Genomic DNA, 20,291 nt, shown 5'->3' with positions numbered 1-20,291 from the left:
AGAGGCACGGGTGGGCGCGGCTACGAGCGGACACGGACACCGAGCCACGGCTGCCACGAGCAGCCGCGGCTCAGTTCGCCGCCGCGCCCACGGGTTCCGGGATCCTGAACGGCTGGCCGCAGCCGCCGCACATGATCGGGGCCTGGGCCAGGACCGAGGGGACGACCCGGACGTTGCGGCCGCAGTCGCACACCGCCTTGACCCGGACGCCGCCGCCGGAGGAGCCGTGGCGGGCGGCCGGGCCGCGGAAGGTGCGGCTGGTGTCGGCGGAGGTGGCGGCCGTGTGGGCCTTCAGCGCGCGCTGGAGGCGCTCGATCGTCGGACGGTACCGCCGCTTCGCCTCGGGGCTGAGCGTGACCAGTGAGAAGCCGCTGCTCGGATGCGGCTCCTCGGGATGGTCCAGACCCAGCTCCTCGGCGATCGCGAGGAACCTGCGGTTGTGGTAGCGGCCGGCGCGGGAGGTGTCGCGTACCCCGCGTGCGGCGGCGATGCCGTGGACTGCCTCGTGGAGCAGTCGCTCGAAGGAGAGTTCGTGTCCGCACGCGGACGACGACTCCCCGATCAGGGACTCGGGCGCGGCAAGATCCGGCAGCTCGGGGTGGTACCGCTGAATGTCGGCCCACGCCTGCGCCAGCTCTGCGGCGAGAACAGGTGGTGTCGTGCTCACGTAATGACAACGAGCCGGGGTGCCGCTGTGTTCCTATTCCGGGGCATCCCAAATAATTTGCACGTACCCGTCAGTTGTCGCTGATGTGTCCTGACGAGGGCGGGTGCGCTGATCTGCGGAGAAGCCTCGCAGCTCATACCAAGGTGGTGCGCAAAGGGAGTACGCACCGGCGCGTACGCCTGTTGCGTACGCCGGTGCTGCGGGATCGCGCCACGCGCAAGAGGCGTTTCGGCCGCTTCCCGGCCCTGAGGGTCTTACTCCGGTCAGCGTCCGCGGCCCACGCGACGTTACCCCGTGCGCCACCGGCTCACGGCGCCGCACCGACGGGCCCGTCGACTTCCGGACACGTCGGTCCGGGGCCCGGATTGCCGGAACGTGAATTCCCGCCCCGGGCACCTCCGGCACGCAAGCAGGACCACACGACCCCTGGACGCGATGGATGGCTCGCAGTTACCTGGCATACGGAGGAAGTGCGAGCGCACTGCACGGGGCCACGGAATCGGGCTCAACGGCAACTCTCGGCGGATTGGGGCGCTTATCCATGACACCTACGCTCGTGCGGCAGCACGTACGTCACGCGGGGACGGCGCCCCGCGTGGATCCCCGTGCACGCGCGCGTGACTGGTCCGAGATCCAGGAGCGGATGCTGGTCCCGCTCTACGAGGCCGTCTACGAGCGACTGGAAGTGGGCTCCGGCACGCGGCTGCTGGCGCTCGGCTGCGGCTCCGGACTGGCCCTGCTCCTGGCGGCGTCCAGGGGCGCGACGGTCACCGGCGTCGACTCCTCCTGCCCGGAACGGCTCGCCCTCGCCCGGCAACGGCTGCTGCCGGAACCGTGGGGCACGCGCACGCGTACGTCCTCCTCGGCCGCCCCGCGCACTCCGGCGGTCCGGATCGTCGACGGGTCACCGCAGGACGCCGCCGGCGCCCGCACGCCCTACACCCTCGTGACCGCCTTCGAGCCGATCGGCTGCCTCGCCGAGGACTCCGAAGGACTGGGCGGCCTGCTCACCGCGGCGACACCGCTCGCCGCGCGCGGGGCACCCGTGGTGCTGACCGGCTGGGGGCCCCTGGAGCGCTGCGCCACGTCGTCCGTCCTGCGGGTGGCCACCAAGCCGGCCGATCCGCCGCACGGTCCGGGCAGCTGGCGCCCCGCCCTGCGCGACGACCTCGAGGAGGTGGCGCACCGCGCCGGCCTGCGGCCCGACGGCTCCGGCCGGGTCGCCTGCCCCTTCGGCTACGCCGACCTCGACAGCGCGGTGCGCGGACTGCTCTCCACAGGACTGTTCGACGCGGCGATCGCCGCGACCGACCGGAACCAGGTCGACAAGGAACTGGCGGAGGCCCTGCACGCCCACCAGCGGCCCGACGGCACGGTGTGGATGCCGAACGTCTTCCGCTACCTGATCGCGCGGACGCCGTGAACGTCCTCACGGACCACCGTTGACCTCCGCGTCCTTCCGCAGACGGGGGATCCCCGCGACCCGGTAGGCGTCGGCCTCCTCCAGCGTCTCGTTCTCCAGCAGGGCCCGCGCCAGCGCGTCCAGCTGCCCCCGGTGGTCACGCAGCTTGCGGCACGCCTCCTCGTAGCACTCGTCGACGATGCGCCGCATCTCGGTGTCGATCGCGTCCAGCGTCTGCGGGGCGGCCGCCAGCCCGTACGCCTGCTGGGCGTCGCTCGGCAGGGCGGACAGACGGCCCAGGTGCTCGCTCATGCCCCACCGGGCCACCATCCCGCGCGCGATGTTGGTGACCTGCTCCAGATCGTGCTCCGAGCCGGTCGTGATGACCTCGTAGACGACGTGCTCCGCCGCCATGCCGCCCAGCGCGCCGATGATGCGGCCGCGCAGGTACTCCTCCGTGTACGCGTACTTGTCGGACTCCGGCGTCGACAGCGTCACGCCGAGCGCCCTCCCGCGCGGGACGATGGTGATCTTCCGGACGGGGTCGGCGCCGGGCTGCAACATGCCGAGCAGGGCGTGCCCGCTCTCGTGGTACGCCGTGCGCCGGCGCTCTTCCTCGGGCATCACCAGGGCGCGCTCCGCGCCCAGCTGGACCTTCTCCAGCGCCTCCGAGAAGTCGGCCTGCGTCACCTGCCGCTGCCGCCGCTTGACCGCGAGCAGAGCGGCCTCGTTGGCGAGGTTGGCCAGCTCGGCCCCGGTCATGCCCGGAGTCGTACGGGCCACCCGGGCGAGGTCCACGCCCGGGGCCAGCGGGATCCGGCGGGTGTGGATCCGCAGGATCGCCTCGCGGCCGCCCCGGTCCGGCGGCGAGACACTGACCACCCGGTCGAAACGCCCGGGGCGGGTCAGGGCGGGATCCAGGACATCGGCCCGGTTGGTCGCGGCCAGCACGATCACGCCCTCGGAGCCGGAGAAGCCGTCCATCTCCGTCAGGATCTGGTTCAGCGTCTGCTCACGCTCGTCATGACCGCCCACCGACGCACCACCGCCCCGCGCCCGGCCGATGGTGTCGATCTCGTCGATGAAGACGATCGACGGAGCCACCTTGCGGGCCTCCGCGAACAGCTCACGCACGCGTGACGCACCGACGCCCACGATCATCTCGATGAACTCGGACGCCGACGCCGAGAAGAACGGCACGCCCGCCTCCCCGGCCACGGCCCGCGCGAGCAGGGTCTTGCCGGTGCCCGGCGGACCCGTGAGCAGCACACCCCGGGGCATCTTCGCGCCCATGTGGCGATAGGCGTCGGGGTGCGCGAGGAAGTCGACGACATCGTCCAGCTCGCCCTTGACCTCGTCGATGCCGGCCACGTCCGCGAAGGTGGTGCGCTGGGTGCCCGGCTGCAGTTCGACCGGCCTGGGCGGCTCCTTGCGGCCGAGCAGACCGCCCGGTCCGCCCAGTCCCGAGCCGATCCGCCGCGCGAAGAAGATCCACAGCGCCACCAGGAGCGCGATGGGGGCCAGCGAGAGCAGCAGGTTGGCCAGGAAACCGCGCTCCTGCACCACCGGCTGCGCGGTCACCGTGACGTGGTGGCCGCTCAGGCTCTGCCAGAGCCTGTCGTCCGCGAAGGCCGGGCGCTGGGTCTTGAACTTGGTGTACTTGCCGCCGCCCTCGGGGTTGTCCCGGGCGCTCCTCAGCTGGCCCTGGATCGCGTCGCCCTTGGAGTAGATCTTGCTGACGTTGCCGGCGTCGACCTGCCTGCTGAACTCGGTGTACGAGATCGTCGGCTCGTTGCCCGCGCTGTAGTGGCTCAGCGAGCCGTAGGCCACCAGGAAGACGATCACCGCCGTGACGAGCAGGCCCCACCATCTGCCGCGCATCCTGTTGCCGCCGGGCCGCCCGGGCCGCTCGTCCGGGGCGCCCTCGCTGCGCCACGGCTGGTCAGGGGCCTTGCGTGGCGGCGCGGCATTGCTCATATCTGGACGTTACGGCACATGGCGGACCCCGGCACGCGCTGAGGGCACCCTTCCGCGGAAGAGTGCCCTCGGCGTCGTACACCTGCCGTACGGGTCAGCCCATGAACTTCTTGAACTCATCCGGCAGTTCGAACTCCTGGCCGCCCTGCTGCGGCAGCCCGAAGGCACCGCCGCCCTGGGCCGCGGCGGCGCGGCGGGCCGCCTCCTCCTGCTCCTGCTGCTTGCGCTTCATCGGGTTGCCGGAGCGCTGCTTGCCCTTGGCCTTCTTCTGCTGCTTCTTCGTGCGGCCGGGACCGCCGCCCATGCCCGGGACCCCCGGCATGCCGGGCATGCCGCCGCCCTGGGCCATGCGGGACATCATCTTCCTGGCCTCGAAAAAGCGCTCGACCAGATTCTTGACGGCGCTCACCTCGACACCGGAGCCCTTGGCGATACGGGCACNGAGCCGTTGATGATCGTCGGGTCCTGGCGTTCGCCCGGGGTCATCGACTTGATGATGGCGGCGGTGCGGTCGACGTCGCGCTCGTCGATGTTGTTGATCTGGTCCTTGATCTGGCCCATGCCAGGGAGCATGCCGAGCAGCTTCGAGATGCTGCCCATCTTCCTGACCTGTTCCATCTGGGCCAGGAAGTCGTCCAGGGTGAAGTCCTGGCCCTTCTTGGACGCCAGCTTGGAGGCCATCTTCTCGGCCTCTTCCTGGCTGAACGTCTTCTCCGCCTGCTCGATCAGGGTGAGCAGGTCACCCATGTCGAGGATGCGGGAGGCCATCCGGTCCGGGTGGAAGGCGTCGAAGTCGTCGAGCTTCTCACCGTTCGACGCGAACATGATCGGCTTGCCGGTGACCTGGCGGATCGACAGGGCCGCACCACCGCGGGCGTCGCCGTCGAGCTTGGAGAGCACCACGCCGTCGAAGCCGACGCCGTCGCGGAAGGCCTCGGCGGTGTTGACGGCGTCCTGACCGATCATCGCGTCGACGACGAACAGGATCTCGTCGGGGCCGACCGCGTCCCTGATGTCCGCGGCCTGCTGCATCATCTCGGTGTCGATGCCGAGGCGGCCGGCGGTGTCCACGATCACGATGTCGTGGACCTTGCTCTTCGCGAAGTCGATGGAGTCCTTGGCGACCTTGACCGGGTCGCCCACGCCGTTGCCCGGCTCGGGCGCGTAGACGGCGACGCCGGCGCGCTCGGCGACGACGCTGAGCTGGTTGACCGCGTTCGGACGCTGGAGGTCGGCGGCGACCAGCACCGGGGAGTGGCCCTGCTCCTTGAGCCACTTGCCGAGCTTGCCCGCGAGGGTGGTCTTACCGGCGCCCTGGAGACCGGCGAGCATGATCACGGTGGGCGGCTGCTTGGCGAAGCGCAGGCGGCGGGTCTCCCCGCCGAGGATGTCCACGAGTTCGTCATTGACGATCTTGAGGACCTGTTGGGCGGGATTCAGCGCCTTCGAGACCTCGGACCCGAGGGCGCGAGTCTTGACGTTCTTGATGAACGTGCGTACGACGGGCAGGGCCACGTCGGCTTCGAGGAGCGCGATGCGGATCTCGCGGGCCGTGGCGTCGATGTCCGCCTCGCTGAGCCTGCCCTTGCCCCGGAGGGACTTGAAGGTGGCTGAGAGGCGATCGGAGAGAGTATCGAACACGGCGGCGTCGGTCCTCGGAGTCGGAGTCGTTTTGGGCTGTCCTCAAGGGTATCCGGCCCGGCAAGCAAATCGTCCCTGCCCGCTGAATACAGCGAGCAGGGACACACCCCCGCATCGGCGGGGAGCAACCAAGGATCGTGATCAGCTCTTCGTTCACGATCGGACCACCCCCGCGGCGGCGGGGAGCACACATGGTCAACGCAGGACGTACCCGCGGGGTTACGCCCGCAGTGCCTCCTCCAGCCGTCGTGCCACGCATGCCGCCTCCTCGTCCGGCAGCGGCGCGCTCTTCGGACCGGTGACGTAGAAGGCGTCCACCGCGTTGGAGCCGAGCGTCGACACGTGCATGCTCCGCACCCGCACCCCCGCGTCCTCCAGCGCCCGCCCGATCCGGAACAGCAGCCCCGGCGCGTCCTGCGCCCGGACCTCGATCACCGTGGCGTGCCGGGAGGCGGCCGGGGCGACCGTGACCCGGGGCGGAGGCGCCGCGACGCCCCGGCGGCGCGGGTGGGCCGCGTCCCGTTCGGCGAGGCGGGCCGTGATGTCCAGGGAGCCGTCCAGTGCCCGGACGAGGTCGGCGCGCAGCCGGGTGGCCTGGGGCAGGGAGCCGTACTCGGCGGCGACCCGCCAGTCCAGCAGCAGTACGGAGCCGTCGTGGACGCCGCCCGGCGGCTCCAGGGCGCGCAGCTCGGCCGTGCGGACGGTGAGCCGGTGGGTGGCCAGTACCCCGGCGGCCGCGGGCAGGACGCCCTGCTGGTCGGGGACGGCGATCAGCAGCTCGACGCCGAGCGGCTCGGGTCGCGTGCGCAGGGCCAGCACCGGACCGCCCGTGCGGAAGGCCTCGACGGCCAGCCGTTCCTGCTCGGCGGTGGGCGCGGCGGACTCGGACCCGGACCCGGACTCGTCGGGGGCGCCCCCGGTGAGGACGGCCGAGACCCGCCGGACCAGTTCGGCGACCAGGAAGCCGCGCCAGGACGACCAGGCGGCCGGGCCGGTCGCCAGGGCGTCCGCCTCGGTCAGGGCGTGCAGCAGCTCCAGCGTGCCCGGGGTGCCGACCGCCTCGGCGACCGAGCGGACCGTGGCCGGGTCGTCCAGGTCGCGCCGGGTGGCGGTCTCGACGAGCAGCAGGTGGTGACGTACGAGGCCGGCGAGCACGGCCGCGTCGGCGCGGTCGAAGCCGATGCGCGCGGCCACGTCCCCGGCGATGGTCTCGCCGGTCGCGCGGTGGTCGCCGGGCCACCCCTTGCCGATGTCGTGCAGCAGGGCTGCGACCAGGAGCAGGTCGGGACGGCCGACACGACGGGTGAGCGCGGAGGCGCGCACGGCCGTCTCGATCAGGTGGCGGTCGACCGTCCAGAGGTGGACGGCGTTGCGCTGCGGGCGGCAGCGCACCCGCTCCCAGTCGGGCAGGAGCCGGGTGACCAGGCCCTCCGCCTCCAGTGCCTCCCAGACCTCGACGGCGGGGCGGCCGGAGCCGAGCAGGGAGACGAGCTGTTCACGGGCCTCGGCGGGCCAGGGCGTGGGCAGGGGGCGTGCGGTGGCGGCCAGGCGCCGTACGGCGTGCGGGGAGAGCGGCAGTCCGGCCTGCGCTGCGGCGGCCGCGGCGCGCAGCGGGAGCACGGGGTCGCGTTCGGGGCGTGCGGTGAGGGCGAGCACCGCCTCGCCGTCCTGCTCCACCACCCCCTCGGCGAGCGGGGACCGTTCCGCGAGGGGCTTTCCACCGCCCGGCGCCCACCCGTCGCCCACCACCACCCTTCTGAGGAAGTCGCTTCGCTCCCTTGTTCCTTTGCGCAGCCTCGGCCGCACGGCACGCGCCCTGAGCACGCGCCGCACTTCACGCCAGGTGACGTCGCCGGCGTACGAGAGGACGCGCGCCGCCTCGTACACCTGACGCAGGAGGGTGTCGGCGTCGAGCAGGCCCAGTTCGGCGGCGACCTGGTCCTGTTCCTGCAGGGCGAGCCGGTCGGTGGCCCGGCCCGTGGTCAGGTGCAGGGCGTCGCGTACGTCGAGCAGCCGGCGGCGGGCGTCGGCGAGGCCCTCGCGCGGGGCGTCGGCCAGCCAGGAGGCGGCGACGGCGCGCAGCGCGGTGGCGTCCCGCAGGCCGCCGCGGGCCTCCTTCAGGTCGGGTTCGAGAAGGTATTGCAGTTCGCCGTGCCGTTGTGCGCGTTCGGTGCACAGGTCCTGGAGTTCGGGGAGCCGTTTCGGCGCCTGGTCGCGCCAGTCGGCGAGGACGGTCGAGCGCAGTGCGGCCGTCAGGCCGCGGTCGCCGGCGAGGTGCCGGGCGTCCAGCAGGCCGAGTTGGGCCTTGAGGTCCTCCCCCGCCGTCCTGCGGGCTTCGGCGGGTGTACGGACGGAGTGGTCGAGGGCGAGGCCGAGGTCCCACACGGGGTACCAGAGGCGGTCGGCGAGGTCGGCGGTCTCCTCGACGTCACCGCCCTCGTGCAGGAGGAGCAGGTCCAGGTCGCTGCGGGGGGACAGCTCGCCGCGCCCGTAGCCGCCGACGGCGACGAGCGAGACGCCCCGCCGGCCCTCGGCCGCCCTGGTGAACAGCCCGGCCAGCCAGTCGTCGGTCAGTGCGGCGAGGGCCGCTCGGCGCGGCGGCCCGGAGCACGTCCCCTCGGTGAGGAGGCTCAGCCGGGCCGCCGCGTAGCCGCCGGGTCCCGGATTCTCCGCTTGGCCTCGTACGTCCGTACCGGTCACCGGCGGCTCCCGTCCTCGGCCCGTTCAGAGTGCGTCCGGGCCGCGCTCGCCGGTCCGGACCCGGACCGCCGTCTCGACCGGCAGGGACCAGACCTTGCCGTCACCGATCTTGCCCGTGCGGGCCGCCTTGACGATGACCTCGATCAGCTGTTCGGCGTCGTCGTCCTCGGTCAGCACCTCGATACGGATCTTGGGGACCAGGTCGACGGTGTACTCGGCGCCGCGGTAGACCTCGGTGTGGCCGCGCTGCCGGCCGTAGCCGCTCGCCTCGGTGACGGTGAGGCCGTGGACGCCGAACGCCTGCAGGGCTTCCTTGATCTCGTCGAGGCGGTGGGGTTTGACGACGGCGGTGACGAGTTTCATGCGCCCACCTTCCTGCTCTGCGTGGCGGCCCTGCTCTGCGTGGCGGCCTTGCTCTGCGTGGCGGCCAGGGCCTGGGCGGTGACGGCGGCGACGGCTCCGCCGCCCGCGCCGGTGAAGTCGTACGCGGTCTCGGCGTGCTGGGACTGGTCGATGCCGGAGATCTCCTCGTCCTCGGGGACCCGCATGCCGATGGTCCGGTCCAGGAGGAAGGCGAGGACCGCGGAGGCGAGCAGGGAGTAGGCGAGGACCGCGCACACGCCGGCACACTGCTTCCAGAACTGGCCCAGGCCGCCGCCGTAGAAGAGGCCCTTGACGGCGGACTGGCCCTTGCCGCTGGCGAGGAGGCCGATCAGCAGGGAGCCGACGACACCGCCGACCAGGTGGACGCCGACCACGTCGAGGGAGTCGTCGTAGCCGAACCGGTACTTCAGGCCGACCGCCATGGCGCACACGACACCGGCGACGGCGCCGACCGCGATCGCGCCGAGCGGGGAGACCGCGCCGCCGGACGGGGTGATCGCGACCAGGCCGGCGACCGCGCCGGAGGCGGCGCCGAGGGTGGTGAAGGCTCCGTGGCGGACCTTCTCGTAGGCGAGCCAGGCGAGCATGGCCGTGCCGGTGGCGACCTGGGTGTTGACGAACATCAGCGGGCCGACGCCGTCGTCGTTGCCGAGCCAGGAGCCGGCGTTGAAGCCGAACCAGCCGAACCACAGCAGGCCCGCGCCGAGCATGACCAGCGGGAGGCTGTGCGGGCGCATCGGGTCCCTCTTGAAGCCGACGCGCTTGCCGATCACGAGGATGACGCCGAGTGCCGCGGCGCCGGCGTTGATGTGGACCGCGGTACCGCCGGCGAAGTCGATCACTCCCAGTTCGTAGGCCCAGCCGCCGGTTCCCCAGACCCAGTGAGCGACCGGGAAGTACACGATCGTGGCCCACAGCACCAGGAACGGCGCCCAGGCGGTGAACTTCACCCGGTCGGCCAGGGCGCCGCTGATCAGGGCGGGTGTGATGATCGCGAACATCAGCTGGAAGACGGCGAGGACGAAGACCGGGATGGTGTGTCCGGGCCAGAGTTCCGTCCTGCCGATTCCGCTGAAGCCGACGAAGTCGGAGGTCCAGCCGATGAGCGAGCCCCTGTCGGCGCCGAAGGCCATCGAGAAGCCGTAGAGCACCCAGAGGACGGTGACGATGCCGAGGCTGATGAAGCTCATCATCAGCATGTTGAGCGTGCTCTTGACGCGGACCATGCCTCCGTAGAAGAAGGCCAGGCCCGGGGTCATCAGCATCACCAGGGCGGAACAGATGAGCATGAAGCCGGTGTTGGCGGACGACAGCTTGGGCGCGTCCGCCGCCAGTGTGATGACGGCTGGTGCCATCGGCGTCTCCTCGTCCGTGTGAGGGGCGGGCCGGTCGTGCGCCACGAGACTCGCGCAGCGCGGTTTCGGCGGACGTCCCTCGGTGTTTCGGCGGGGTGACGAAGGCGGCTGATGTGTTACGCGTCGGTGAACCGCGCGAAACCGGCCGCGGCGGCCTTCCGATGACCTGGCATGGGGGAGCCGAGTCGGGCAGTTCGGGAGGGCCGGCCGCGGCCGGGGTTCATGGGGTGGGGTGGCCGAGGTCCTGGGTCTCAGACGGCCTCGACGGTCTCGGGCAGCTCGGCGGCGAGCTGTTCGGTGAGGTCGACGACCTCACCGAGGTGCCCGTAGTCGCGTACGGCGTTGTCGACGGTCTTCCGGATACGGGTGTTCACACGCTCGGAGCGGACCTTCTTGGCCACCCTCATGGCCTGGGTGACGTACTGCGTGCTCTGCTCGGGCTCGCGCTGGAGCAGGTGCACCGTGGCCATGCCGATGAGGTTGAGCGCGTACGACCGCTGGTGCTCGTCGTCCTCGGCGAACAGTTCCACGGCCCTCTGCATCAGCGGCTCGGCCAGCGAGGCGTAGGCGGGGCTGCGACCGGCGACGTAGGCGAGGTCGCGGTAGGAGTGGGAGTTCTCGGCGTACAGCTCGGCCTCGGAGAAGAAGCGGATCCAGTCGGGGTCGGGCTCGTCCCAGTCCCCGGCGTCGGCGAAGGTGTCCTCGGCCATGCGCACCGCGCGCTTGCACTTGCCGGGCTGGCCCATGTTGGCGTAGGCGCGGGCCTCCAGCGCGTACAGCATGGACTGGGTGCGGGGGCTCGCGCAGTCCCGGCTGCCGTACTGGGCGAGGTGGATGAGTTCCAGGGCGTCCTCGGGGCGGCCGAGGTGGATCATCTGGCGGCTCATGCTGGACAGGACGTACGAGCCGAGGGGTTTGTCGCCGGCTTCCTTGGCGGCGTGCAGGGCGAGGACGAAGTACTTCTGCGCGGTGGGCTGCAGTCCCACGTCGTAGCTCATCCAGCCGGCCAGCTGGGCGAGTTCCGCGGCGACCTTGAAGAGTCTGCGGGTGGTGGCCTCGGGCTGGGGCTCCTGGAGGAGGTCCGTCACCTCGTGCAGCTGGCCGACGACGGCCTTGCGGCGCAGGCCGCCGCCGCACTGGGCGTCCCACTGCCGGAACATCCTGGTGGTGGTCTCCAGCAGCTCCAGCTCGGGCCGGGAGAGCCGGCCGAGGCGGCGGGAGGCGGCCTGCGGCCCGGACTCCCGCGGAGACGGGGGTCCCCCCTGCTCGGGCGAGGCCGGGTTCCTGGGCGACGGGGGCGAGGGCACGAGCCAGCGCTGCAGCGGCTCGATGAGGGACGGGCCCGCGGACAGCACCAGCGAGGTCCCGAGGAAGCCGCGCCGCGCCAGCATCAGGTCGCTGCGCGAGAACTCGCTGAGCAGGGCCACGGTCTGCGGGCCCGTCCAGGGCAGGTCGACGCCGGTCGCGGAGGGTGTCTGGCGGGCGGTGCGCAGACCGAGGTCCTCCACCGGGACGACACAGCCGAAGCGCTCGGAGAACAGCTCCGAGAGGATCCTGGGGATCGGCTCGCGCGGGTTCTCGCCGTCCAGCCAGCGCCTGACGCGCGAGGTGTCGGTGGAGATGTGGTTGGCGCCCAGCTGGCGGGCCCGGCGGTTGACCTGGCGGGCGAGTTCACCCTTGGACCAGCCGCTGCGCACGAACCACGAGGCGAGCAGCTCGTTCGGGCGCTTGTCCGTGCCCGCCGCGCCCGTCCCGCTTCCGTCGTTGCTGCCGCTCACTGGAACGCCCCCATCCCTGAGACCACTTGTCGCTGAGTGCGCCAAGCCCTATCAGAATGCCCGTCAATACGGCCGTTCGTCCGCCGATTCTCACTCTCCGAACGGACTGCCGACTTGCCTCCGGCATACCCATGAGCGCATGTGCCCCCAGGACTCGCACACTTACAGTAATCCCACGATCACCCGTACAGCCATGGGGATCCATGAAACGCCACCATTCGCCACCCCTTCGAATGAACTCCCGGTGGCCCTTACGCGATTCACTTGACACGGGCACAACCGCGGGCGGGCGGACCGATGTGCGCGAGGGCGCGCACCGCGGGACGCACCACCCGGGGCGCTCCCGGACACCGCGGGAACCCGGCCGCGCCGGGGAGGAAGCGGAAACAGAGAGTCACGATCCGCCTTCGTCTCGTAACCACCGGGACGGTGGAACCGTTGGAGGGGGCATGGGCTTCACGATCGGTGGCATGCGCGAGATCCGCTCCGGCACGCGGCGGCGCGGCCGGTCGTACCGCTCGTCGGAGGAGTGCACGGCGGTGGCCGAGTACACCGGACTGTGGGGCTGGGACGTGGTGCGGGGCGCGCGGGCCGTCGGCGGCGCGTGCTCCTGCGGCCGCACGGACTGTCCGGCGCCGGGCGCCCACCCTCTGGAGTTCGCGCCCGGGATCCCGGCCGGCGCCACGCTCGACGAGGTGAGCCGGGCCTGGACGGAGCTGCCCGGGGCCTCGGTGATGCTGGCGGTCGGGCGCGCGTTCGACGTCATCGAGGTGGCCGAGCCGGCCGGGCGCCGCGCCCTGGCCCGGCTGGAGCGCATGGGCCTCCCCCTCGGCCCGGTGACCGCCACCCCCGAGGGCCGCGCGCAGTTCTTCGTCTCCCCCGGGGCCGCCACCGAGCTGCCGGCCCTCCTCTACCGCCTGGGCTGGGACGACCCCGCCTCGCTCGACCTGCGCGGCCTCGGCCCGGGCACCCACCTCACGGCCCCGCCCTCCGACCGGGGCGGCCGGGGCCCGGTCCGCTGGCTCCGCCCGCCCGCCCTGGACGCCGCCAAGCCCCCCGAGGCCCGCCTCCTCCTGGGCACCCTGGCCTACGTGGCCCACCGCTCCCGGGCGTGACCGCCGGGCGTACGGCCCGCTGCGGCGCGCTGGGGCGGCCGTCGCCACGTGCCCCGTCGACGCCGAACGCCCGCCCCGGTGGATCCGGGGCGGGCGTTCGGCCGGTGGGTGGCGGGGTGGCGGTCAGTCTCCGACGAGGGCGTCGACGAAGGCCTCCGGTTCGAAGGGGGCCAGGTCGTCCGGGCCCTCGCCGAGGCCGACCAGCTTGACCGGTACGCCCAGCTCGCGCTGGACGGCGACCACGATGCCGCCCTTGGCGGTGCCGTCCAGCTTGGTGAGGACGATGCCGGTGATGTCGACGACCTCGGCGAAGACGCGGGCCTGGATCAGGCCGTTCTGGCCGGTGGTCGCGTCGAGCACGAGCAGGACCTCGTCCAGCGGGGCGTGCTTCTCCACGACCCGCTTGACCTTGCCGAGCTCGTCCATGAGGCCGGTCTTGGTGTGCAGGCGGCCGGCGGTGTCGATGAGCACCACGTCGGCGCCCATCTCCTTGCCCTCCTTCACCGCGTCGAAGGCGACGGAGGCGGGGTCGCCGGCCTCCGGGCCGCGCACGGTGTGGGCGCCGACCCGCTCGCCCCAGGTCTGCAGCTGGTCGGCGGCGGCCGCGCGGAAGGTGTCCGCGGCGCCGAGGACGACGCTGCGGCCGTCGGCGACCAGGACGCGGGCGAGCTTGCCGGTCGTCGTGGTCTTGCCGGTGCCGTTGACGCCGACGACCATCACGATGCCGGGCTTGCTGGTGACCGGCTCGGTCTTCACGGTGCGGTCCATGTCGGTGCCGATCAGCGTGAGCAGTTCCTCGCGCAGCAGACCGCGCAGCTCCACGGGGGTGCGGGTGCCGAGCACGCGCACGCGCTCGCGCAGCCGCTCGACCAGTTCCTGGGTGGGCTGCACGCCGACGTCGGCGGTCAGCAGGGTGTCCTCGACCTCCTCCCAGGTGTCCTCGTCGAGGTGTTCACGGGACAGCAGTGTGAGCAGGCCCTTGCCCAGGGCGTTCTGCGAGCGGGAGAGGCGGGCCCGCAGCCGTACCAGACGGCCGGCGGTGGGCTCCGGCACCTCGATCGGCGGGGCCGGAAGCTCCTCGACGGGCAGCTCCTCGACGGCGACGGGAGCCGACCCGTCGGGCAGGTCCACCTCCTCGATCGTCCGCCGCGGCTCCTCGCGCGGCGTCTCGGCCTCCTCGCCTACGCGTGGCTCGGCCGGGGGGGCGGTGATGTCGGGGGGCGAGGGCGGTGGCGGGGGCAGCGGCTTCCTCCGCCTGCTGCCGACGATGAGCCCGCCGAGCGCGCCGAGCACCACCACGGCGATGACTACAGCAAGGATGATGGTTTCCATAACCCTGTCAGTATCGGCCATGGTTCCCGGCCTGAGGGGGCTTGTTCCTTCGGCAAGGAGACAAACACCACTGAAGGGCACAAGTCTGATCAAAGTAGGATGGGGCGGGTCGCGTCCCCACGCGCAGATCCGCTTCCCCCGACCGAGGCACGGACCCCTTCTTCGATGAGCTCCCCGAGCAAGACCGCCGAAACGGAAGGCGCACTGGAAACCCGTGGCATCGAACAGGTGCCCGATCATGAGCGCACCGCCAGAACCCGCGAGCTGTTCCCCACCTGGGTCGGCGCCAACATCAGCGTGCTGCTGCTCACCATGGGCGCGAGCCTCGTCGTGGCGTACCGCCTCAATCTCTGGCAGGCGCTCGTCGTCGCCGTCGCCGCCCCTGTCGTGTCGTACGGCCTGGTCGGGCTCATCGGCATCGCGGGCAAGCGCGGCGGGGCGCCCGGCATGGCGCTGTCCCGCGCGGTCTTCGGGCAGCGCGGCAACCTGCTGCCCGGTTCGCTGATCTGGGTGGCCCGCTGGGGCTGGGAGACGATCAACGCGGTGGTCGGCGCCTACGCGATGCTCACCATCCTGCACATCCTGTTCGGTCTGAAGGCGAACAGCGCGCTGGACATGGTGACGCTGCTGGCGTTCGTCGTCGCGACCTTCGCGATCTCCGGGCTCGGCATCAACGCCGTGCAGAGGTGCAACAAGTACGCGACCTGTCTCTTCGGCCTGTTCTCGGTCCTGGTCCTCGCCCACCTGATCGTGGACACCGACTGGCCGGGGGTGTTCGCCCGTTCCGCCGGTTCGACGGCCGCGGTGATCACCGGTATCGGCATGATCGCGGCGGGCGGCGTCAGCTGGATCCCGTCGGCACCGGACTTCACGCGCTATCTGCCGCGGACGGCCTCCGCCAAGGCGATCGTGGGCACCTCGATCGGCGGGGCCGGCATCGTCGTCCTGCCGATGGTGCTCATGGGCGCGGTGATGGCGGTCTCCGTGCCGGACCTCGCGTCGGCCGCCGACCCGGTCTCCTTCCTCGGGAAGATCCTGCCGACCTGGCTCGCGGTGCCGTATCTGCTGATCGCGCTGATCGGCATGTTGCTGATCAACGCGATGTCGATGTACTCGGCCGGCTTCACCGCGCAGACCCTGGGGTTCAAGGTGCCGCGCCACTGGGCGGTGTCGGTCAACGCCGTGATCTCGCTGGCGTTCGGCAGTGTGCTGATGCTGGCGGCGACCGGCTTCATCGGCTCGTTCATCGCCTTCCTGTCGCTGCTCGCGGTCGCCTTCTCCGCCTGGGTCGGCGTCTTCGGCGCGGACATGCTGCGGCGTACGGAGTACGACGGCCGGGCCATGGCCGACACCACCCGCACCAGCGCCTACTGGTACCGGGGCGGCTTCTCCCCCGCCGCGGTCACCGCCTGGGCGACCGGCCTCGCCGCGGGCCTGATGTTCACCACGTCCGCCTGGTTCACCGGTCCGCTGGCCAGGAACAACGTCATCGGCGAGTACGGCCTCGGCTGGGTCGCGACGATCCTGGTCTCCGGCCTGCTGTACCTGGCGCTGCCCAAGCCGCCGGTGCCGCCCCGGGCGGCGGCCACCGCGCAGCCCGCCGAGCAGCCCGAGTCCCTGGGCGTCTGAGGCCTCTCGGTCACTCCCCTCCACCGCGGGGGCTTCCGCCGGCCAGAACGACCGGCCCGCCCGGCCCCGGTGCTGACGCCCTGTTCCCATGAGTCCGCTGGTGGAAGTGTTCGTTCGAGGGCCGGACGGCGACATGCGGATACCGATGCGCCGGAGGACTTCCATCAGTCCGCAGGGTTCGCGTCCTGGCGTACGACGGTGTGGGGATCGGAGCTCGTGCGCTCGCCGGGTGCCCGTTTCCTCCCCGTGCCGACTGTGGATCATCGAGGAAGCCGCTCTGCGGGCTCTGGTGATCGGTGGTGGGGTACTCGGCCGGTGACGCACGGGACGCGGTGGCCCACGGGACGCGGTGACCTACGGAAACCGCCGCCCCGCCCGGGCGGTGACCGGGCGGGGCGGCGGACGGGACGAGGAGAGGGGCGGCGGGGACCAAAGCCCTTCTCCTCGGGTCTGTGCCAGGTGTTACCCCATCTCCTCCAGCGCCTTGCCCTTCGTCTCGTTGACGAACTTCAGGACGAACGGGATGGAGAGCGCCGCGAAGAACGTGTAGATCATGTAGGTGCCGGAGAGGTTCCACTCGGCCAGCGACGGGAAGCTCGCGGTGATGGCCCAGTTGGCGATCCACTGGGCGGAGGCGGCCACGCCCAGGGCGGCGGCGCGGATCCTGTTCGGGAACATCTCGCCGAGCAGGACCCAGACGACCACACCCCAGGACAGGGCGAAGAACAGGACGAAGAGGTGGGCGGCGATCAGGGCGATCATGCCCTGGGTGGCCGGCAGCTTGCCGTCGACCAGCGGGTGCGAGAACGCCCAGGCCTCCAGGGCCAGGCCGACGACCATGCCGGAGGAGCCGATGAGCGCGAGCGGCTTGCGGCCGATGCGGTCCACGAAGATCATCGCGATCACGGTGCCGACGATGTTGATGATCGACGTCGTGAACGAGTAGAGGAACGAGTCCGTCGGGTTGATGCCGACCGACTGCCACAGCGTCGTGGAGTAGTAGAACGCGACGTTGATGCCGACGAACTGCTGGAAGACGGACAGGCCGATACCGATCCAGACGATCCGCTTGAAGAGGAAGCTGCTGCCGAGCAGGTCCTTGAAGGTGGACTTGTGCTCGCGCTTCATGGCGTGCTCGATCTCGGCCACGCGGGCGTCGAGGTCGACGCCCTTGCCCTCGACCTCGGCGAGGATCGCGCGGGCGCGGTCGTGGCGGCCGACGGAGATCAGGAAGCGCGGGGACTCGGGGATGACGAAGGAGAGCAGCCCGTACAGCGCGGCCGGGATGACCATCACGCCCAGCATGACCTGCCAGGCCTCCAGGCCGAGCAGGTTGCCGCGCTGGTCGCCGCCGGCGGCGTTGAGCAGACCCCAGTTGACCAGCTGGGAGACGGCGATGCCGACGACGATCGCGGCCTGCTGGAAGGAGCCGAGGCGGCCGCGGTAGGCGGGCGGGGCGACCTCGGCGATGTAGGCGGGGCCGATGACCGAGGCCATGCCGATGGCGAAGCCGCCGACGACGCGCCAGAAGGCGAGGTCCCACAGCGCGAAGGGCAGGGCAGAACCGAGGGCGCTGACGGTGAACAGGGCCGCGGCTATCTGCATGCACCGGATGCGGCCGATGCGGTCGGCTATGCGGCCCGCGGTCGCGGCGCCGATGGCGCAGCCGATCAGGGCGATGGCGATGACCTGGGCGAGCTCCGCGGATCCGATGCCGTAGCGGTGCCGGATGGCCTCGACGGCCCCGTTGATCACAGAGCTGTCGTAACCGAAGAGGAAACCCCCCATGGCGGCCGACGCCGCGATGAAGATGACGTGCCCGAGATGGTCGGGATGAGCCGTACCGACTCCTGGCCCGGGGGCCTGCTCTGTGCTGGTCACGTGTAACTCCTCGGGCGCACCGGCAACGCTGCCGGGGGTGGGATCAGTCCTTCCAGGTGAGACCTGAAGGTAAAAGCAACGCTACAGAGATTATGCCTTCAAGTGTCGAAGTCAATTTTCCCGTCGCAGCGGGCGCTGCATCGAACTTTCACCACCCGCCGGGCGGGCTTGCGTTCAAGCGTTGTAGTCAAGTATCGGACATGACCCGACTACCCCGAAGTCGCGGGGGCACGCGGGGTCCACGGCACGGGAGTTCACGGGAGTGGGCGGGGCCTCGATGGCCCGGGTCCGCGCTCCGACCCGGGTCCGCGCTCCGGCCGGCGCAGCCGCTGGCTGATGACCTTCGACACCCCGTCGCCCTGCATGGAGACGCCGTAGAGCGCGTCCGCCACTTCCATGGTGCGCTTCTGGTGCGTGATCACGATGAGCTGCGAGGCCTCCTGCAACTCCTGCATGATCCGGATCAGCCGCTGGAGGTTGGTGTCGTCCAGGGCCGCCTCGACCTCGTCCATGACGTAGAACGGGCTCGGACGGGCCTTGAAGATCGACACGAGCAGTGCGACGGCCGTCAGCGACCGCTCGCCGCCGGAGAGCAGGGACAGCCGCTTGACCTTCTTGCCCGGCGGGCGGGCCTCGACGTCGACGCCCGTGGTGAGCATGTGGTCGGGGTCGGTCAGTACGAGACGTCCCTCACCGCCCGGGAAGAGCCTGCCGAAGACGCCCTCGAACTCGCGCGCGGTGTCCCGGTAGGCCTCGGTGAAGACCTGCTCGACGCGCTCGTCGACCTCCCTGACGACCTGGAGGAGGTCGGCACGGGTCTTCTTGAGGTCCTCGAGCTGCTCGCCGAGGAACTTGTGGCGTTCCTCCAGGGCCGCGAACTCCTCCAGGGCCAGCGGGTTGACCTTGCCGAGCTGCTGGTAGGCGCGCTCGGCGGCCTTCAGCCGCTTCTCCTGCTCGGCGCGGACGAAGGGCCTGGGCCGGTTGCGCGGGTGCCGCGGGTCCTCCGGCAGCTGCTCGCCCTCGGCGGGAGGCGAGGGCGGCACGGGCTGGTGCGGCCCGTACTCCGCCACCAGCCCCGCCGGTTCGACGCCGAGCTCCTCCAGCGCCCTGGTCTCCAGCTGCTCGATGCGCAGCCGCTTCTCGGCCCCGAGGACCTCGCCGCGGTGGACGGAGTCCGTCAGCTTGTCGAGTTCGGCCTTGAGTTCGCGCCCCTCGGTGCGGGCGGCGGTCAGCTCCTGCTCGCGCCGGGCCTTGGCGCCCTCCGCGGCGGCGCGCTCCCGCTCGGCGCGGGCCACGGAGACCTCGACGTGCGCGAGCAGCTGCCGGGCGCCGGAGGCGACCGCCCCGGCGACGGCCGCCTCGTGGCGCAGCCGCGCGCGCCGCTGCTCGGCGCGCGCGCGTGCCTCGCGTTCGGCGCGGGCGGCCCGGTCCAGGGAGTCGGCCCGGCCGGCCAGTCCCTTGACCCGCTCCTCGTGCGTACGGACCTGGAGGCGGGCCTCCATCTCGGTCTGGCGGGCGTTGGCCCCGTCGGCGGCGAGCCGGTCCCGTACGGAGGTGTCGGGCTCCTCCTCGACCGGCGCCTCCTCGGCGACGGCGAGCCGTTCGGCGAGCTCCTCGACCTCCTGGAGCGCCTTGTCGAGGGCCTCCTGGGCGCGGGCGGCGGCGGCCGCGGACCGCTCGGCCTCCCCGGCGGCGCCGCGTGCCTGCCCGGCGAGCCGGCCGAGCTGCTGCGCGACGGCGGACTTCTCCCGGTCGGCGGCCCGCCGTCGCTCGCCCAGCTCCTCGACGAGGGCGGCGCGCTCCCCGCGCCGCTCGCCTGCTCGCCGCTGGGCCTCGGCCAGCTCCTCGCACCGCGCGGCGAGCTCCTGGAGCTCGGCGGCGGCCTCGTCCACGGCGGCCTGCGTCTCCAGCAGACTCGGTGCCCCGGCGGACCCGCCCTGGGCGAAGTGCGCCCCGAGCAGATCCCCTTCCGCGGTCACGGCCGTGAGGTCGGGCCGCGCCTGGACCAGCTCCTCGGCGTCCTCCAGCGTGCCGACGACGACGATCCCCCGCAGCAGTCGGCGTACGGCGGGCATCAGCTCGGCGGGGCCGCTGACGAGACCGGCGGCGCAGGGGTGCCCGGCCGCGGTACGGTCCTCGGCCCGCTCGCTGCCCGACGCGTCGGAGGCCGCGAGGAGCAGGGCCGCGCGGCCCGCGTCCTGTTTGCGCAGGAGGCGGAGGGCTTCCGCGGCCGCGGGGGGAGAGGTGACCGCCAGGGCGTCGGCGGCGGTGCCGAGGGCGGTGGCCAGGGGGGTCTCGTGGCCGGGGGTGACCGTCAGGAGTTCGGCGGCGGGGCCCAGGAGGCCGGTGAGGCGGTCTTTCGCGTCGAGCAGGGCGCCGGTGCCGTCCTTGCGGCGCAGGCCGGTGGCCAGGGCCTCGTGGCGGGCCCGG

General features: G+C 72.0%; 13 protein-coding genes and 1 pseudogene. 3 read left to right on the top strand and 11 right to left on the bottom strand.

Annotated features, from left to right (window positions below; genetic code table 11):
- Positions 1-70: 70 nt before the first annotated feature.
- Positions 71-667 (bottom strand): hypothetical protein, encoded by a 597-nt coding sequence (locus tag RH94_RS25335; protein ID WP_073950249.1) that lies wholly within the window; start codon positions 665-667, stop codon positions 71-73.
- Between the two features lie 541 nt (positions 668-1,208).
- Here RH94_RS25335 and RH94_RS25330 point away from each other — a divergent pair.
- A complete protein-coding gene (locus RH94_RS25330) occupies positions 1,209-2,090 on the top strand; it encodes a class I SAM-dependent methyltransferase (RefSeq protein WP_073950247.1) in 882 nt (293 codons plus the stop codon).
- 6 nt (positions 2,091-2,096) lie between these two features.
- Here the strand turns inward: RH94_RS25330 and ftsH are convergent, their stop codons facing one another.
- From ftsH to nsdA, 7 genes and pseudogenes are all read right to left on the bottom strand, one after another.
- A complete protein-coding gene (ftsH, locus tag RH94_RS25325; protein ID WP_107428818.1) occupies positions 2,097-4,046 on the bottom strand; it encodes an ATP-dependent zinc metalloprotease FtsH in 1,950 nt (649 codons plus the stop codon).
- A 94-nt stretch (positions 4,047-4,140) separates the two neighbouring features.
- Positions 4,141-4,487: pseudogene (locus RH94_RS44560) on the bottom strand (signal recognition particle protein); the annotation flags it as partial.
- Position 4,488: 1 nt separating this feature from the next.
- On the bottom strand, positions 4,489-5,687 hold a 1,199-nt coding region (gene ffh, locus RH94_RS25320; RefSeq protein ID WP_234426054.1), incomplete at its 3' end, for a signal recognition particle protein.
- Between the two features lie 219 nt (positions 5,688-5,906).
- Positions 5,907-8,387, bottom strand: coding sequence for a [protein-PII] uridylyltransferase (locus RH94_RS25315; RefSeq protein WP_073950243.1), 2,481 nt, complete (start codon positions 8,385-8,387; stop codon positions 5,907-5,909).
- A 24-nt stretch (positions 8,388-8,411) separates the two neighbouring features.
- Positions 8,412-8,750: a P-II family nitrogen regulator gene (locus RH94_RS25310; RefSeq protein WP_073950241.1), complete on the bottom strand. Its 339-nt coding sequence runs from the start codon at positions 8,748-8,750 to the stop codon at positions 8,412-8,414.
- Entirely contained in the window at positions 8,747-10,126 is a 1,380-nt protein-coding gene (locus tag RH94_RS25305; protein ID WP_073950239.1) for an ammonium transporter, read from the bottom strand. Before RH94_RS25305 ends, RH94_RS25310 begins: the two co-directional genes overlap by 4 nt.
- Before the next feature lie 251 nt (positions 10,127-10,377).
- Positions 10,378-11,904, bottom strand: a complete 1,527-nt coding sequence (gene nsdA / locus RH94_RS25300; protein ID WP_073950237.1) for a transcriptional repressor NsdA — start codon at positions 11,902-11,904, stop codon at positions 10,378-10,380.
- Between the two features lie 449 nt (positions 11,905-12,353).
- Here nsdA and RH94_RS25295 point away from each other — a divergent pair, with 449 nt between their 5' ends.
- Positions 12,354-13,019, top strand: coding sequence for a bifunctional DNA primase/polymerase (locus tag RH94_RS25295; protein ID WP_073950235.1), 666 nt, complete (start codon positions 12,354-12,356; stop codon positions 13,017-13,019).
- A 123-nt stretch (positions 13,020-13,142) separates the two neighbouring features.
- On the opposite strand, the gene ftsY is transcribed toward RH94_RS25295, so the two are convergent.
- Positions 13,143-14,351 (bottom strand): signal recognition particle-docking protein FtsY, encoded by a 1,209-nt coding sequence (gene ftsY, locus RH94_RS25290; RefSeq protein ID WP_073950233.1) that lies wholly within the window; start codon positions 14,349-14,351, stop codon positions 13,143-13,145.
- A gap of 165 nt (positions 14,352-14,516) precedes the next feature.
- Here ftsY and RH94_RS25285 point away from each other — a divergent pair, with 165 nt between their 5' ends.
- Positions 14,517-15,980: a cytosine permease gene (locus RH94_RS25285; protein ID WP_073950231.1), complete on the top strand. Its 1,464-nt coding sequence runs from the start codon at positions 14,517-14,519 to the stop codon at positions 15,978-15,980.
- A gap of 462 nt (positions 15,981-16,442) precedes the next feature.
- Here RH94_RS25285 and RH94_RS25280 read toward each other — a convergent pair whose 3' ends face one another.
- Both RH94_RS25280 and RH94_RS44555 read right to left on the bottom strand, forming a co-directional pair.
- The gene (locus RH94_RS25280) at positions 16,443-17,861 is read right to left on the bottom strand and encodes a sugar porter family MFS transporter (RefSeq protein ID WP_073950229.1); all 1,419 of its coding nucleotides are present in this window, start codon (positions 17,859-17,861) and stop codon (positions 16,443-16,445) included.
- Between the two features lie 254 nt (positions 17,862-18,115).
- Positions 18,116-20,291: AAA family ATPase (locus tag RH94_RS44555; RefSeq protein ID WP_234426040.1), on the bottom strand; the 2,176-nt coding region annotated here is incomplete at its 5' end.

Source organism: Streptomyces kebangsaanensis (assembly GCF_001906585.1).
GTDB lineage: Bacteria > Actinomycetota > Actinomycetes > Streptomycetales > Streptomycetaceae > Streptomyces > Streptomyces kebangsaanensis.
Note: the sequence above shows the minus strand (reverse complement) of the source record. Positions and strands in the feature narration are given on the sequence as shown.